Raw genomic sequence first — 13,219 nt, 5'->3', positions numbered from 1 at the left:
TAACAACGAAAACAATCCCTTAAAAAGGGGATGGTCATCTTGAACAACGTCGTACTCACAAACGCGTAACGGACTCTACTCGTAAATGAGGTGTTCCCAAAAGACACGTAATCATGAAGCTCCCTCTTCAATGGGCAGGATGCGATGCGCATCCTGCTCTTTCCGTTTTCGAAACGACAATCGTGTGGTAAAATAAAGACAAAATGGAAAGAAAGGTGGCGTGATGATGAGCGACTGTATTTTTTGTAAAATTATAAACGGAGACATTCCTGCCGCAAAAGTATTTGAAAATGAGCATGTCATCGCCTTTTTAGACATTAGTCAAGTGACGAAAGGACATACGCTCGTCGTACCGAAAGTACATAAAGAAAATATTTATGAATTAACTCCAGACATCGCCCAACGTGTCTTTGAGGTCGTTCCGACAATCGCCAATGCGATTCGTGAACAGTTTTCCCCAGAAGGCATCAACATTTTAAGCAACAACGGAGAAATCGCAGGACAAACCGTTTTCCATTATCATATGCACATCATTCCGCGATATGGTAAAGGGGATGGATTTGGGGCTGTGTGGAAATCACATCAAAGCGACTACACGTTTGATGAACTACAACACATCGCTGCGCAAATTAAACAAGCTTTATAAAAAGAAGGTGTCCTTGTGGGCACCTTCTTCCGTTCCAAACGTTTTATTCGCTTTTTAATGCGTCTTTTAGCGATTTGTCTTTAATGTCGACATTCGCTTCTTTCATGAGCTGATCGAGTTTCGATTGCACTTTTGATGCATCGAGTTTGCTCTTTTTCACTTCATATTCCATTTCTTCTTTCATTTCATCAAACGACTTTTTCTCTTCTTTATCTGTCACTTTAATAATATGGTAGCCAAATTGCGTTTTTACTGGGTCGCTCACTTCACCGACTTTTAACGCGTAGGCGGCTTTTTCAAATTCTTCGACCATTTTGCCAGGTCCAAACCAACCTAAATCTCCACCGTTTTGAGCAGAACCTGTATCTTTCGAATATTCTTTTGCTAATTTTGCAAAGTCTTCGCCTTTTTCTAGTTTTGCTTTCACTTCTTTTGCTGTTTTTTCATCATCGACTAAAATGTGGCTCGCTTTCACTTTCGGCTTATATTCATTATAATATTTTTTCAATTCTTCATCTGACACTTTTATATCTTCCATCGCGGCTTTTTGTCGCAACAAGTCGAGTTTTACCATGTTGCGAATCGCTTCTTCTCCATTTTGTTGCACCGCTAAATCGTATTGAACGCCATACATCTCCTTTAAATTTTCAATTTCCTTATCGATTTCTTTATCCGTTACTTTAAATTTTTTGCTTAACACTTTCTCATGTACAAGATCGCGCAACACGTCTTTCCCGAAGCGCTCTTTCATTTCGTTATATAGCTCGTCTTTTGTGATGTTCCCTGCCTTCGTTTCGACGACAACGTCTGATCCGTTATTACAAGCCGAAAGCGCAAGCACGGCTGCGGCCGACATGGCAACTGTCCATTTTTTCATTTCCTCACAACTCCTATCTATAAATATACACAAAACATACTATACCATATTTTTTCCCAAAGCTAAAATAAAGTAAGACCGCGCCCATACCTTTTTGCTTCTTTTGACATACAATACATTGTCAAAGCGTCGCAACGCCTTCATATGCGAAAGGAGGTGTCGTCTATGGGTGCAGGAGTAGGATATGCAAACGGATTTGCGTTAATCGTTGTGTTGTTTATTTTATTAATTATCGTTGGTGCAGCTTGGTTATACTAAACGAATGAAAGCTGACAGGGACACTGTCAGCTTTTTTACGCAAATAGTACTTCAATGTAAGAAGAAATAAGTAAGATCGTAATAAGGACATTAATGGTACGAAATACTTTCGGTTGTTTTTCTTCTGGAATTTCTTTTTGAATACAAAGTGAATTCGTGAGCTGATTGATGATGAAAAGCACAATTGTCGCAAGGGGTATAAAATAAAGCGCCAAAACATTCCCCTCCTAGTTTTATGTATTTACTCCCCTACTTTACAACGATTTTTTCGGTAAATCAATAATGGACATTTCATTTATGCAACGATTCCTGTAAAATAATACACACAAGTACGCAAAAAGGAGTTTCGAAAGATGAGCATCGAACAACGCATGGAAAAACTCGAATATTATTGTTCGCTCATGTTAGACATGATCGCACCAGAAACGAAGCCGTTTTATGCGCTCGTCATCCGTTATGGCTTAACAAAAGAGGAAGTTGAACGTACATTGCGACTTTGTGAACAATTAAGTGAACAATATAAACAACAAAAAGAGGAAGGATTCGTCATTTTTACCTCGCTTTTTCACGAATTTGCGAGTGCGCTTCATCCGAACCTTCCACTTGCTGAGACGATCGACGCGTTAAAAAAACAACAATTATTCGTTCCGCTTATGACGGAGTTTCAACGTTTATTACATACGCTCAACGAATGAAGCTACTTCTTCTTTTTGCTCATCTTTCTTTTTTAACTTTCCATTTTCTTCGACAAACTCTTGGTCGATGTTTTGAAAGGAACGTTCAAAAATTTCCATAAAATCGTCTCCATACACATTTCGAATCATACACATCATTTCTAACATTTCTGGAAATTTACCGTACAATTCATATAACGGCTGAATGCCTTGAAGAACAGACGTCCGTTTCGGATCGTATGATTCCATTAACTTTAATAAAATGGCTTCCCCTTCTTCCGTCAGCTCAATGTACGTATTTCGCTTATCGTCTTCTTTTTTCGAGAACGACAACAACCCGCGCTCCTCTAACTTTTTCGAAAAGTTAAATGCCGTCGATACGTGCATCACACCAAACTTTGCGATTTCGGAAATCGATGCCCCTTTTAAATGGTATGCGATCCATAAAATATGATGTTCGTTAATGTTTAAGTCAAATGGTTTAATCCATTGCTGCCAATCTTTTTCAATTGATTTCCACAATGCTTTGCTTAATTGGGCAACCCTTTGACTAAATAACATCGCCTCTTTAACAGAATAATGTCGTTCCGTGCTTTTCATCTCTCCACCCACTTTTTCATATTTCTTTCTTTTTATCTTTTATTATGCCAGTAAAACAATAAATAATAAAGTATTAAATATTAGAATTTTTTAATAAATTAAAATATATACTTTTCGAACTAGGAGGAACAAACATGGTCATCGCGATGGCGACGATTGGTTTCATCTTTTTGTATTTGACGATTGCCACGTTTTCTATGTTGAATAAAGCGCGCATGTATCCCCCGAAAAAAGTGTTAAAGCAACGCATGAGTGTGTTTGGAAGCCTTGCTCTCTTTTTTATCGCTATGACTCTTTTACTGTTGCGCATGCAGTAAGAACGATATAAGGAAAACCCGACCATGAACGATCGGGTTCTTTTTATTATTGTTGCGGAACGGTATATGTTCGTCTCATCAGCGATTGTACGATCGGATAAATGATGACCATCGCAATCGTATTGACAAACGCTGTTGGAATGACGACAGCAACGAACAATCCGCCAAACGTTGCTCCTCCTGGCAAACCGACAACGGCTAGCGCAACGGCCAAGAACGTCGCACCAGAAATAAACGTACCGATAGCAGTCAGCAAAGCCGCTTTCACTGGCGTTGCTTTCTTCTGAAACAACATCAACAATCCAAAAAAGAGTGTAGCCGTCACCAATTTGTCAACAACGTTCGGGATAAATCCTCCCGGGAAGCTTGTCGTAATCCCCGAAATGATCCCCGTAGCAACAGCTAATAAACTAACGGCCGTTTTGTTCGGGAAGAGCATAATGCCTAAAAACATCATCGTGAGCATCATATCTGGCTTCATTCCAAAGAAAAACCCCGGAATGACTGCGTGCAACACCGCACCGATCCCAACAAAAAGCGATAATAATACTAACGTTCTCGTATTCATTTCTCATCTCTCCTCATCTCATTCTTTTCTCTTCTCAGCTTGTAAGCAAGTTTAACAATATTATAGCACTTTAAAGTGTCGAGGTAAAATAAAAATTTTCAAAAAATATTTTTTCGGAACGTGTCCATAAATCGCACTAACGCTTCGCACGCTTCGACGTCAACCGCGTTATAAATGGATGCACGACATCCACCGACAGAGCGATGACCTGCTAGTCCAATTAACCCTTTTTCTTTCGCTTCTGCTAAAAACTTCTTCGTAAGCTCCTCGTTTGGCAGCGTAAACGTTACATTCATATGCGAACGGCTTTCTTTTTTTGCATGCCCTTTGTAAAATCCTTCACTTTCATCAATACAACGATATAATATCGCGGCTTTTTCCGCATTTTTCTTTTCGATCGCTTGCACGCCTCCTTGTTCTTCTACCCATTCAAGCACAAGCGATAACATATAAATCGCAAACGTCGGCGGCGTGTTATATAACGAACGGCTTTCGCTATACGTCCGATAGTTTAACATCGTTGGTAAACGGTCATCTCCTTTCGCCAACAAATCTTTACGAATAATGACGACCGTCACACCTGAAGGTCCTAAATTTTTTTGCGCCCCTGCATAAATGAGCGCAAAACGGCTCACATCAATATCACGGCTTAAAATATCGCTTGACATATCGGCAATTAAATCAACGGACACGTCCGGAAATTCACGCCATTGCGTTCCTACAATTGTATTGTTTGACGTAATGTGCAAATACGCAGGACGCTCGGACAGCTCGATATTCGTCGGAATGTATGTATATTGTTCCTCTTTCGATGAAGCTGCTACGTGCGTCGCCCCTACTTTTTTTGCCTCTTTCATCGCTTTATCCGACCATGAGTCCGTCAGTACATAGTTGCCGATTTCCCCTTCCTTCAACAAATTCATCGGCACCATAGAAAACTGTAAACTTGCTCCCCCTTGTAAAAAAAGCACATCATGCGTATCAGGAATGTTCATCAACTTGCGCAACAACATTTCTGCGCGTTCATGCACCGCATCATATTCTTTACTTCGATGGCTTAATTCCATGACAGACATGCCTGTTTGTTGAAAGTTGAGCAATTCTTTTTGTGCTCTCTCTAACACGGCTAACGGCAAAGCAGACGGTCCTGCATTAAAATTGTACGCTCGCTTCACACTTTTCTCCCCCTCATGTTATGTAATAATATATATCCTAACACGAAACGCAAAAAAATGAAGAAAAATTTTTGTGAATTTTTAAAAAAGAAAAAAGACCTTGTTATTCCAAGGCCTTCTGTCGCTGCTGGCGCGCTTGACGAATGCGCTCCATGTACACTTCCCCTTCTTTCTCGAGCAACTTTTCATCTATTTTTCGCTCTTCTCTCGCCGTGCGAATGGCCATATATCCGCTAATGATAATCCCAACGAGAAGCAATGTAATAAGCATACATATCCCCCTTTAAGCTTGTCTTACTTTACACATATGCGAACAACCGGAAAAATAGACGTATAAAAGAAGGAAATGATTACGAAGGAGCGAATACATGCAAAGGAAAGGGGTGGAGAAATTGAAAACATATACGTTAACCGTTTTTGAAAAGACGGGAGAAAAACTGCTTGATGAAACATTTACTGCCGCCAACGATGACGAAGCAAAACGAATTGGCGAACAAAAATTAAAAGAAAAACAGTTGGAACATAAAACACATCGTTGCACGACATCAAGCGGTAAACTTATTTTATTTCATCGATAAAGCCCCGATCATCTCGGGGCTAAAATAATTGTTCCATCATTTTCAATTTTTCGTTCGTGTAATGTTCATAATGTTCGTTATACACTTTCGGTTCTTTCGGATTCGCAAAATGCGTAATCGCTTTTGTTTTCGGGTGCACGAATTTGCTCGATGCGCCACATCCTAATCCGATAATCGACTGTTGTTCTTCCATAATCATAATGTTATAAATACTTTCTTGACCAGGCAAAGCATAGCCGACGTTTTCTAAATTGCCGAGAATGTTTTTTTGGCGGTATAAATAATACGGTACATATCCTTTTTCCTTCGTCCATCGTTGGGCGCGCTTCATCATTTCACTAATTTCATCACGATCTGCGACTTTATACTTTTCTTTATTTTTCGTCATTTCCGAAGCGCGCTTAAATGACAATGTATGGACCGTCAACGATTCCGGCATCAATTTTTCTGTTTGTTCGAGCGTATAATGAAATTGCTCAACGCCTTCCCCTGGCAAACCGATAATTAAATCCATATTAATGTTGTTCATGCCTGCTTCGCGAGCAAGATGAAATTTTTCAATCGTCTCCTCAACCGTATGATGACGACCGATCGCTCGCAATGTTTCTTGAATGTATGATTGCGGATTAATGCTAATGCGGTGGATGTTCCATTTTTTCAGCACCGCTAGCTTCTCCGTTGTAATCGTATCTGGTCTTCCTGCTTCAACTGTAATTTCACGCACGCGCTCGACGTTTGGAAACACGCGATACATATGCGCATATAGCGCATCCATCTCCTCCGCTGTAATGCTTGTCGGTGTACCTCCACCGTAATAAATCGTCGTAATTGGAATGTTGCGCTCTTTCAGAAACCGCCCAATTTGTTCCATTTCGTAATGTAATCCGAATAAAAATGAATCGACAGACCCTTGTTTTCCTTGAATCGCATAGGCTGGAAACGTGCAATACGCACATTTTGTTGGACAAAATGGAATACCGATGTAAATGCTTACTTCTTTCGATAAATCGTATAAATCCGGCACAACCGTCAACTGACGATCAACAATGTGTTGCATAAGCTCAATTTTCTCGTCCGTCACTAAATAATCTTCGCGCAATGTGCGATGCGCTTCTTCTTTCGTGAGACCGGAACGTAATTTTTGATGAAGTAACTTTACTGGACGAACGCCTGTTAAAATTCCCCACTGTTGCACAACGCCTGTATATTGTTGCAATAATGATAAATATATATACGAAACCGCATGTTTTACTTGCTTCATGCGTCCTTTTTCTTCGTCTGTTTTCCAAAACCGTTCGTAATGAGCCGTATGCGTGCGACTATGTTCATCTTGCAACGTACCAACAACGACGAGCTGTTCTCCTTGTTGCACATGAATCGTCACACGCACATTCGCTTCTTCCGTTCGTACGAAAGAGAGCGTTTGCTCTTCGAAAAATAAACCGGTAATAACCGCTAAAGAACGTTGAAAACGATCAACCGGCTCAAGTCCACAAATGTCAATACGCAATGAAATCACCTTTCGCTTCAAAGTATTAAACTCATTTAAGTGTACAGAAGAAGCGAAAAGCTCGTCAAGAAACGGAAATCATTTTTTCTCTGTCGTGCGAATTTGCCGTAAAAATTGTGGGCGATGTTGCTTTCGAAAATGTTCTTTAATCATATAAGCCACACCTAGTTGCTCGTTTGAGCGCGTCACCCAATCAGCAACCGCTTTTACTTCATTTGGCGCATTCCCCATCGCAACGCCAAGACCAGCCGCTTCAATAGCTGGCATATCATCCATATGATCGCCGATCACAACCATTTCTTTTAACGAAATACCGAGTTCGTTTCCGAGACGAATGAGCCCGTTTAGTTTTGAAACGTTTTTTGGCAACAATTCGATTTTCCCGTCGCTAATGGTGAGGGAGAGCTCAGGAAACGCGCGTTCCATCGTTTCGACGATGTCATCACATTCGTCTTCGTTTGAATAAAAGACGTCAATTTTCATAACATCAATCGGATCATCGCGCAAAACATCACTTAATGAATCAACAAATTGCGCTGGGTAAAAAAACGGATCCCCTAAAATCGTTTTCGCAATCATATTGTTTTTTACTTTTTTCCGATTTCCGATCGAATACCGTTCATGGAGTAAACGAACGTTGCAATTGAAATGCTCAAGCACGTGCACAATATCAAACGTTTTTTGTGCTGGAATGACCGACTCATATAACTTTTCTTCCAATGACTTCGCAACGAGCGCCCCTTGAAATGTCACTAAATACGAATCTAATTTCAACGCTTTCGCCACTTTTTTGGCCGACAAAAAGTTTCTTGACGTCAACAACGTAACATATACGTCTTTTTTCTTCACAAAATCAACCGCTTCTTTCGTTTTTTTCTCTAATTTTCCGTTTGATTTTAATAATGTACCGTCAATATTGAGCGCAAGCAATTTATACATGATCGTCCCCCCTTGATGTCATGGCTTCATTCATACGTATGACAAGGGTATAAAAAAAAGAACACTCATTTTCATGAGTGTCCGTCATATAGCTGTTCAATTGGTTCAATCATCGCGGCCATCGCTTGAGCAAACAATTCGTTTAAACGTTCCTCTGCCTGAATAAGCCGCGCGATATTTTCGTTCATTTCAATGACGTGCAAATGTTGCTGCAACAATTCGACATCCGCATCGCTGACTGGGAATCCGCTCATTTGTTTTTGTTGAAGCTGTTTTTGCAACGTGCGAAATTTCGCAAATAATTGATGTGCTGTCGGGTCGCGTTGCACTTGCTCATAAGCGCGACGAAGTTCGGCAAACGGTTCACTCGTACGAATCGCTGTCGAAAGTTCATGAATAGCTTGAAGGACGTTCATGCGACACGCTCCTCTCCTTTTCCCTCTCTTTTTACGATATGAGCGGAGCGGTCGGTGTATGTCTACAGTTGAATGAAAAATGTTATGCAACCTTGAATGAGTCCGATGACTCCACCTAACAAAGCCCCTAAATACGTAATCATTTTAAACTCACGGCGCGAAATTGTTAAAATCATTTCCTCTAGCCGTTCCACAGAAAACGATGCCACTTCTTCCCGAACGATGTCTTGCAAATGAAGCCGCTTCATCCATTGTTCAATGCGCTGAGAAGCGAATTGTAAAAGAAAACGAACGAATGTCGGCAATGAAGCGCGCACATGAGAAGCGACGAGCGGACCGAGCGGCTGTTGGAGCGGCTCTTGCACGATCGCTGCTGTCAGTCGTTTGATCCATAAGACGACTTTTTCATGACCGATCATTTGCTCCACGTCTTGCACATGTATCGCTTTCACTTTTTCCCATTCGTTTGTAAATAGTTGCACAAGCAATTGTTTTGCCCCGTCACTTTGTAAAAATTTCACGATTTCCGGGCGAATTTTGTCCGCTAAGCTGACGTTGCCAAGGAACATTTGAATCATATTCCCAAACATGCCGCGGCTTTGTAAAAATTCATTAATCATTTGTTCAATTTGCCGCTCTCCTTGCTCGCTCTCTACATACGTCCGCAAACGAAACAGTAAACGATCGGCGATGAAAGGAATGGCATGATCAATTTTTTGTAATAGCTCGCTTGGAATGATGCGATAAAGCGATTGTTCACTATATTGTGACATCATCGTTTTATATTTTGTTTCAATCCACATTTCAGCGATTTGCTCAGGATGCTTAACACCGAATCGCTCAAGCCAATCGGCAACCGTCCGATCCGATTGTAGCCAACGTTCGATTTCTTCTTGCACATAGTTTGTCATATCACGAACAAACGCTTCATCGTTTAGCTTCCGACGCAGTCCGTCCGCTGTTAATAAATGTTCAACGACCATACGCCCAAGTTGTTCCGCTAACTCTTCCCGCCGCTTCGGAATAAGTCCGGGGGTAAACGGGAGTCTTTTTCCTGCGATATACATTGGGCGATACGGACGAAAAAGCATTTTAATCGCAAGTGAATTCGTCACCCCTCCGATCAATGCGCCAACCGCGATCATAAACAGTAAATAAAGAAAAAGCCCCATAATGATCTCCCTTCTGTCCATAAGCTGTTCTAACCATTCATTATAGGGCTTGTCCGTTATGAGTGCAAACGTGTGATAATTGTTTGTGCAACTGTTTTAAACTTTTACATAACAAGATGCGAAACAGTTCTCGTTCTGTCGCATGTTCAGACGCAAGCCACGCTTCTTTGTATATATTCATTTTCTCGAACTGCCTACGCCATCCATCTTTTGTTTCTTCCTGTTTTCCATCCCATTCTTTTCCCATATGCAGCACATATAAATAACGAACGAGTGCTTCTTCCTCTTGATCTAAATCGTAATTCGTTAATGCGTGTAAAAACTGAACAATCATCATTTTCACCTCTCGTCATGAATATATGTGGACAACAAGTGAACAATGCATACTTTTGTTTCATTTATACAAAATAACGAATAAGGGGGCATGGATCATGAAAGAACGCGATAATTATGAATGGGATATTGACCGAATGATTAACGAAGGTATGGCCGGAGGATACGTATATTCGTGCTATCACGCAACAAATATTGAAGAAGCGCGCGATGTTCAAACGGAACAACCGCCACATGAAGTGAAATAAAGCGGCGAGCATTTTCTCGCCGCTTTTTGTATAATGATCGTGATGGGAGACGAAAGGAATGGGCATACATGTTAGAAAAATTACGAGCGTATTATCAAGGAGCGCTTATTGAACACGGGCATGTGAGCAACCGAGAGGAATATGAATGGTTTGCCACAGAACAAGGTGAGCTGTTTGGCATAAAAAAAGAAGCGCTCACCGTGAAAGAACGGGAACTTTTAGCAACCCTATTTACATCTCATCAACCTATGCCTGCTTGGATGAGCGAACAACAACGAGCATGGTATCGTTTTTTAATTCAAAACGATACACAAACATTTGAACAATTACCTTGCTCGGCACATACACGTTTCATTTATTTTTACATACAAAAAGGAACCGTTGATGCACATGATTTTATGGAAGCCATTCAATCGCTTTTCCCTTATGACGTGACGATGATTTCAGAAACAGAACAACACTTTATCGTCATTGAACAACAAGAAGAAAGCGTCGCTTCTACTTTGCCTGAACTAATTGATACGTTATGTAGTGATTTTTACATTCAATTGCGGGCATATATTGGACAAAAGTGCCCACATGCTATTGAACTTGTGCACATATTCGCTGCAGAAAAACGGTATTTTCAAATCGGCATAAAGCATAAGCCTGAGCAACGCGTCTACTGCATCGAAGACGTCTTCCCTCTTTTGCTCATCAACAATGACGACATCACGTATGCGACGACGTTTTTACAAGCGATCAAGCAAGATGCTGATATGATGAAAACAATGAAGACGTTTTTTGAATGCAATTTAAACGTCTCTCTTGCGGCAAAAAAGCTTCATATGCACCGCAACAGCTTACAATACCGCATTGATAAACTCATCGAAAAAACCGGGATTGATATAAAGCAGTTTAAAGGGGCACTAACCGTGTATTTAGCCATTTTACTTTATGAACGGCACTAGGCACATTGCCCGAAAACGTTTTCTTTTTTTGTGCACGATGTCCATTTACCGTTCGTTCGTTTTTATATATGCTTAAGTCAAATGAAATCGATTACATGAGGAGGCATATACATGGCTGAGCTTCGTTTAGAACATGTGTATAAAATTTATGACAACAACGTTACTGCTGTAAAAGACTTCAACTTGCACATTCAAGATAAAGAATTTATCGTTTTCGTCGGTCCATCAGGTTGCGGAAAATCAACGACGCTTCGAATGATCGCAGGTCTTGAAGAAATTTCAAAAGGCGATTTTTACATTGATGGGAAACGAATGAATGATGTTGCGCCAAAAGATCGTGACATCGCGATGGTATTCCAAAACTATGCCCTTTATCCACATATGAGCGTATACGATAACATGGCATTCGGATTGAAATTGCGCAAGTTCCCGAAAGATGAAATCGACCGTCGCGTTCGTGAAGCAGCACGCATTCTCGGTCTCGAGCAATATTTGGATCGTAAACCGAAAGCATTATCAGGCGGTCAGCGTCAGCGCGTAGCATTAGGACGTGCAATTGTGCGCGATGCGAAAGTATTTTTAATGGACGAGCCGCTTTCAAACTTAGATGCTAAATTGCGTGTACAAATGCGTGCTGAAATTGCAAAACTTCATCAACGTTTAGGAACAACGACGATTTACGTTACGCACGACCAAACGGAAGCGATGACGATGGCCACGCGCCTTGTCGTGATGAAAGACGGCGTCATCCAACAAGTTGGAACACCAAAAGAAGTATATGAAAAACCGGAAAACATTTTCGTTGGTGGATTTATCGGCTCACCAGCAATGAACTTTTTGCGCGGTGTGCTTCAAGACGGCGTGTTCGTCATCGGCGATGTGAAGATCGCGGTGCCAGAAGGAAAAATGAAAGTACTTCGTGACCAAGGTTACGTCGGCAAAGAAGTCATCTTAGGTATTCGTCCAGAAGACTTCCATGACGAGCCAGTATTTCTTGAAGCGTCACAAAACACAAAAGTACGCGCGCATGTTGAAGTGGCTGAATTGCTCGGTGCAGAAATTATGATATACTCACAAATTAACGGCCAAGAATTTGTTGCACGTGTCGATGCGCGCACAGACGTAAAAGCAGGTCAAACGATCGACCTTGCGTTAGATATGAATAAAGCGCATTTCTTCGATGTCAACACAGAATTACGCATTCGTTCAAATAGTGAGAAGTAATAACAGAGCCCGTTCGTTTGAGCGGGCTTTGTTACTCTTGAATAAAACGAACAACATCGTCACCGCAATAATGACAATGAAACAAATGAACGCAGACGTGTTGTTTCCTCGTATGGGCATATCCATCAACCATTTTCATCATATCTGCATCCATATACGGACTATAATCATCAAAATAATCCGTTAATTTTCCTTCGTCTTTTAATTTTTCTCCACATTGATCACAATAAAAAACGATTGTACGCAAACCGTTGCATAACGGACAAATGTGCATATTCATCCCTCGTTTCGTGATTTTCCATTATCTTTCCCACTGCACAAAAAATTACCACACAAAAAAAAGAATAATAAAATGTTTTTTCCCCAAAATAGTAGTACAAACAGGCAAACAACATTCGATGGGTTAAGCCAAGCTTGGCAGCGTGAAAATCATCACGCATTGCTGGTGCAAATCCAGCTAACCCAACCATAAAAACTTGTAACGAGGAGATGATTGAACATGGCAAACACAAATCAATTATTAGTATACGGTGCACAACAAGCAATTGATCAAATGAAATATGAAATTGCTCAAGAATTTGGTGTAAACCTTGGACCAGATGCAACTTCACGCGCAAACGGTTCAGTTGGTGGCGAAATTACAAAACGTCTTGTTGCAATGGCGCAACAGCAATTAGGCGGATCTTACACAACTAAATAACATGGCTGAAAAACCCCCAAGCATTTCGCTTGGG

Annotated in this window: 21 protein-coding genes; 9 read left to right on the top strand and 12 right to left on the bottom strand. The window is 40.9% G+C overall.

Translation table 11 applies throughout. The annotated features are described in order from the left end of the window. Positions 1-226: 226 nt before the first annotated feature. On the top strand, positions 227-646 hold the full coding sequence (locus ACPF7I_RS02700) for an HIT family protein (RefSeq protein ID WP_430745995.1): 420 nt from the start codon (positions 227-229) through the stop codon (positions 644-646). A 43-nt stretch (positions 647-689) separates the two neighbouring features. Here the strand turns inward: ACPF7I_RS02700 and ACPF7I_RS02695 are convergent, their stop codons facing one another. After that, positions 690-1,523 carry a peptidylprolyl isomerase gene (locus ACPF7I_RS02695; RefSeq protein WP_430744986.1) on the bottom strand — a complete coding sequence of 278 codons (834 nt, stop codon included), beginning with the start codon at positions 1,521-1,523 and terminating at the stop codon, positions 690-692. Positions 1,524-1,688: 165 nt separating this feature from the next. Here ACPF7I_RS02695 and ACPF7I_RS02690 point away from each other — a divergent pair, with 165 nt between their 5' ends. Then, positions 1,689-1,781: a YjcZ family sporulation protein gene (locus ACPF7I_RS02690; RefSeq protein ID WP_009362001.1), complete on the top strand. Its 93-nt coding sequence runs from the start codon at positions 1,689-1,691 to the stop codon at positions 1,779-1,781. 35 nt (positions 1,782-1,816) lie between these two features. Here the strand turns inward: ACPF7I_RS02690 and ACPF7I_RS02685 are convergent, their stop codons facing one another. Further along, positions 1,817-1,996, bottom strand: a complete 180-nt coding sequence (locus ACPF7I_RS02685; RefSeq protein WP_085789325.1) for a hypothetical protein — start codon at positions 1,994-1,996, stop codon at positions 1,817-1,819. Between the two features lie 138 nt (positions 1,997-2,134). Between ACPF7I_RS02685 and ACPF7I_RS02680 the strand changes: the two genes are divergently transcribed. Continuing rightward, positions 2,135-2,476 (top strand): YhaI family protein, encoded by a 342-nt coding sequence (locus tag ACPF7I_RS02680; protein WP_430744988.1) that lies wholly within the window; start codon positions 2,135-2,137, stop codon positions 2,474-2,476. Here ACPF7I_RS02680 and ACPF7I_RS02675 read toward each other — a convergent pair. After that, entirely contained in the window at positions 2,456-3,055 is a 600-nt protein-coding gene (locus tag ACPF7I_RS02675; protein ID WP_430744990.1) for an HTH-type transcriptional regulator Hpr, read from the bottom strand. The genes ACPF7I_RS02680 and ACPF7I_RS02675 overlap by 21 nt on opposite strands. Positions 3,056-3,189: 134 nt before the next feature. Between ACPF7I_RS02675 and ACPF7I_RS02670 the strand changes: the two genes are divergently transcribed. Then, a complete protein-coding gene (locus tag ACPF7I_RS02670) occupies positions 3,190-3,372 on the top strand; it encodes a hypothetical protein (RefSeq protein ID WP_430744992.1) in 183 nt (60 codons plus the stop codon). A gap of 46 nt (positions 3,373-3,418) precedes the next feature. Here ACPF7I_RS02670 and ACPF7I_RS02665 read toward each other — a convergent pair whose 3' ends face one another. From ACPF7I_RS02665 to ACPF7I_RS02655, 3 genes are all read right to left on the bottom strand, one after another. Then, positions 3,419-3,940, bottom strand: a complete 522-nt coding sequence (locus ACPF7I_RS02665; protein ID WP_430744994.1) for a tryptophan transporter — start codon at positions 3,938-3,940, stop codon at positions 3,419-3,421. A gap of 98 nt (positions 3,941-4,038) precedes the next feature. Next, on the bottom strand, positions 4,039-5,115 hold the full coding sequence (serC, locus tag ACPF7I_RS02660; protein WP_430744996.1) for a 3-phosphoserine/phosphohydroxythreonine transaminase: 1,077 nt from the start codon (positions 5,113-5,115) through the stop codon (positions 4,039-4,041). Between the two features lie 103 nt (positions 5,116-5,218). Then, positions 5,219-5,386 carry a sporulation YhaL family protein gene (locus tag ACPF7I_RS02655; RefSeq protein ID WP_327867832.1) on the bottom strand — a complete coding sequence of 56 codons (168 nt, stop codon included), beginning with the start codon at positions 5,384-5,386 and terminating at the stop codon, positions 5,219-5,221. Positions 5,387-5,507: 121 nt separating this feature from the next. On the opposite strand from ACPF7I_RS02655, the gene ACPF7I_RS02650 reads away from it, so the two are divergent. Beyond that, complete coding sequence (locus tag ACPF7I_RS02650; RefSeq protein ID WP_026011563.1) at positions 5,508-5,693, top strand: YhzD family protein; 186 nt, start codon at positions 5,508-5,510, stop codon at positions 5,691-5,693. A 19-nt stretch (positions 5,694-5,712) separates the two neighbouring features. Here the strand turns inward: ACPF7I_RS02650 and ACPF7I_RS02645 are convergent, their stop codons facing one another. The 5 genes from ACPF7I_RS02645 to ACPF7I_RS02625 all read right to left on the bottom strand — a co-directional run bounded on the left by ACPF7I_RS02645 (position 5,713) and on the right by ACPF7I_RS02625 (position 10,067). Beyond that, positions 5,713-7,212: a coproporphyrinogen III oxidase gene (locus ACPF7I_RS02645; protein ID WP_430745996.1), complete on the bottom strand. Its 1,500-nt coding sequence runs from the start codon at positions 7,210-7,212 to the stop codon at positions 5,713-5,715. A gap of 69 nt (positions 7,213-7,281) precedes the next feature. Further along, a complete protein-coding gene (locus tag ACPF7I_RS02640) occupies positions 7,282-8,142 on the bottom strand; it encodes a Cof-type HAD-IIB family hydrolase (RefSeq protein WP_430744998.1) in 861 nt (286 codons plus the stop codon). Positions 8,143-8,213: 71 nt separating this feature from the next. Continuing rightward, positions 8,214-8,558 carry a YlbF family regulator gene (locus ACPF7I_RS02635; RefSeq protein ID WP_430745000.1) on the bottom strand — a complete coding sequence of 115 codons (345 nt, stop codon included), beginning with the start codon at positions 8,556-8,558 and terminating at the stop codon, positions 8,214-8,216. 62 nt (positions 8,559-8,620) lie between these two features. Continuing rightward, a complete protein-coding gene (locus ACPF7I_RS02630; protein WP_430745002.1) occupies positions 8,621-9,730 on the bottom strand; it encodes a DUF445 domain-containing protein in 1,110 nt (369 codons plus the stop codon). Between the two features lie 40 nt (positions 9,731-9,770). Further along, a complete protein-coding gene (locus ACPF7I_RS02625; protein WP_430745004.1) occupies positions 9,771-10,067 on the bottom strand; it encodes a hypothetical protein in 297 nt (98 codons plus the stop codon). A gap of 94 nt (positions 10,068-10,161) precedes the next feature. On the opposite strand from ACPF7I_RS02625, the gene ACPF7I_RS02620 reads away from it, so the two are divergent. The 3 genes from ACPF7I_RS02620 (at position 10,162) to ACPF7I_RS02610 (ending at position 12,485) form a co-directional block, all read left to right on the top strand. Next, positions 10,162-10,311: a hypothetical protein gene (locus ACPF7I_RS02620; protein ID WP_430745006.1), complete on the top strand. Its 150-nt coding sequence runs from the start codon at positions 10,162-10,164 to the stop codon at positions 10,309-10,311. Between the two features lie 68 nt (positions 10,312-10,379). Next, positions 10,380-11,261 (top strand): PucR family transcriptional regulator, encoded by an 882-nt coding sequence (locus ACPF7I_RS02615; RefSeq protein ID WP_430745007.1) that lies wholly within the window; start codon positions 10,380-10,382, stop codon positions 11,259-11,261. 111 nt (positions 11,262-11,372) lie between these two features. Continuing rightward, complete coding sequence (locus ACPF7I_RS02610; RefSeq protein WP_430745008.1) at positions 11,373-12,485, top strand: ABC transporter ATP-binding protein; 1,113 nt, start codon at positions 11,373-11,375, stop codon at positions 12,483-12,485. Between the two features lie 31 nt (positions 12,486-12,516). On the opposite strand, the gene ACPF7I_RS02605 is transcribed toward ACPF7I_RS02610, so the two are convergent. Next, positions 12,517-12,759 (bottom strand): hypothetical protein, encoded by a 243-nt coding sequence (locus tag ACPF7I_RS02605; protein WP_430745009.1) that lies wholly within the window; start codon positions 12,757-12,759, stop codon positions 12,517-12,519. Positions 12,760-12,984: 225 nt separating this feature from the next. On the opposite strand from ACPF7I_RS02605, the gene ACPF7I_RS02600 reads away from it, so the two are divergent. Beyond that, positions 12,985-13,185, top strand: coding sequence for an alpha/beta-type small acid-soluble spore protein (locus tag ACPF7I_RS02600; protein ID WP_003395655.1), 201 nt, complete (start codon positions 12,985-12,987; stop codon positions 13,183-13,185). The last annotated feature ends 34 nt before the right edge of the window (positions 13,186-13,219 follow it).

The sequence above is a fragment of the Anoxybacillus dikiliensis genome (assembly GCF_050613275.1).
In the GTDB taxonomy this organism is placed as follows: domain Bacteria; phylum Bacillota; class Bacilli; order Bacillales; family Anoxybacillaceae; genus Anoxybacillus.
The sequence above is the reverse complement of the archived record's forward strand: the minus strand, read 5'-3'. Positions and strand labels throughout refer to the sequence as shown.

What these genes read in the sequence shown, in the direction of transcription:
- ACPF7I_RS02600 (WP_003395655.1), top strand. Translation starts at nt 12,985, where the DNA reads ATGGCAAACACAAATCAATTATTAGTATACGGTGCACAACAAGCAATT.
- ACPF7I_RS02605 (WP_430745009.1), bottom strand. Translation starts at nt 12,759, where the DNA reads ATGCACATTTGTCCGTTATGCAACGGTTTGCGTACAATCGTTTTTTAT.
- ACPF7I_RS02670 (WP_430744992.1), top strand. Translation starts at nt 3,190, where the DNA reads ATGGTCATCGCGATGGCGACGATTGGTTTCATCTTTTTGTATTTGACG.
- ACPF7I_RS02665 (WP_430744994.1), bottom strand. Translation starts at nt 3,940, where the DNA reads ATGAATACGAGAACGTTAGTATTATTATCGCTTTTTGTTGGGATCGGT.
- ACPF7I_RS02675 (WP_430744990.1), bottom strand. Translation starts at nt 3,055, where the DNA reads ATGAAAAGCACGGAACGACATTATTCTGTTAAAGAGGCGATGTTATTT.
- ACPF7I_RS02615 (WP_430745007.1), top strand. Translation starts at nt 10,380, where the DNA reads ATGTTAGAAAAATTACGAGCGTATTATCAAGGAGCGCTTATTGAACAC.
- ACPF7I_RS02700 (WP_430745995.1), top strand. Translation starts at nt 227, where the DNA reads ATGAGCGACTGTATTTTTTGTAAAATTATAAACGGAGACATTCCTGCC.
- ACPF7I_RS02655 (WP_327867832.1), bottom strand. Translation starts at nt 5,386, where the DNA reads ATGCTTATTACATTGCTTCTCGTTGGGATTATCATTAGCGGATATATG.
- ACPF7I_RS02680 (WP_430744988.1), top strand. Translation starts at nt 2,135, where the DNA reads ATGAGCATCGAACAACGCATGGAAAAACTCGAATATTATTGTTCGCTC.
- ACPF7I_RS02625 (WP_430745004.1), bottom strand. Translation starts at nt 10,067, where the DNA reads ATGATGATTGTTCAGTTTTTACACGCATTAACGAATTACGATTTAGAT.
- ACPF7I_RS02630 (WP_430745002.1), bottom strand. Translation starts at nt 9,730, where the DNA reads ATGGGGCTTTTTCTTTATTTACTGTTTATGATCGCGGTTGGCGCATTG.
- ACPF7I_RS02610 (WP_430745008.1), top strand. Translation starts at nt 11,373, where the DNA reads ATGGCTGAGCTTCGTTTAGAACATGTGTATAAAATTTATGACAACAAC.
- ACPF7I_RS02635 (WP_430745000.1), bottom strand. Translation starts at nt 8,558, where the DNA reads ATGAACGTCCTTCAAGCTATTCATGAACTTTCGACAGCGATTCGTACG.
- ACPF7I_RS02695 (WP_430744986.1), bottom strand. Translation starts at nt 1,523, where the DNA reads ATGAAAAAATGGACAGTTGCCATGTCGGCCGCAGCCGTGCTTGCGCTT.
- ACPF7I_RS02620 (WP_430745006.1), top strand. Translation starts at nt 10,162, where the DNA reads ATGAAAGAACGCGATAATTATGAATGGGATATTGACCGAATGATTAAC.
- ACPF7I_RS02640 (WP_430744998.1), bottom strand. Translation starts at nt 8,142, where the DNA reads ATGTATAAATTGCTTGCGCTCAATATTGACGGTACATTATTAAAATCA.
- ACPF7I_RS02690 (WP_009362001.1), top strand. Translation starts at nt 1,689, where the DNA reads ATGGGTGCAGGAGTAGGATATGCAAACGGATTTGCGTTAATCGTTGTG.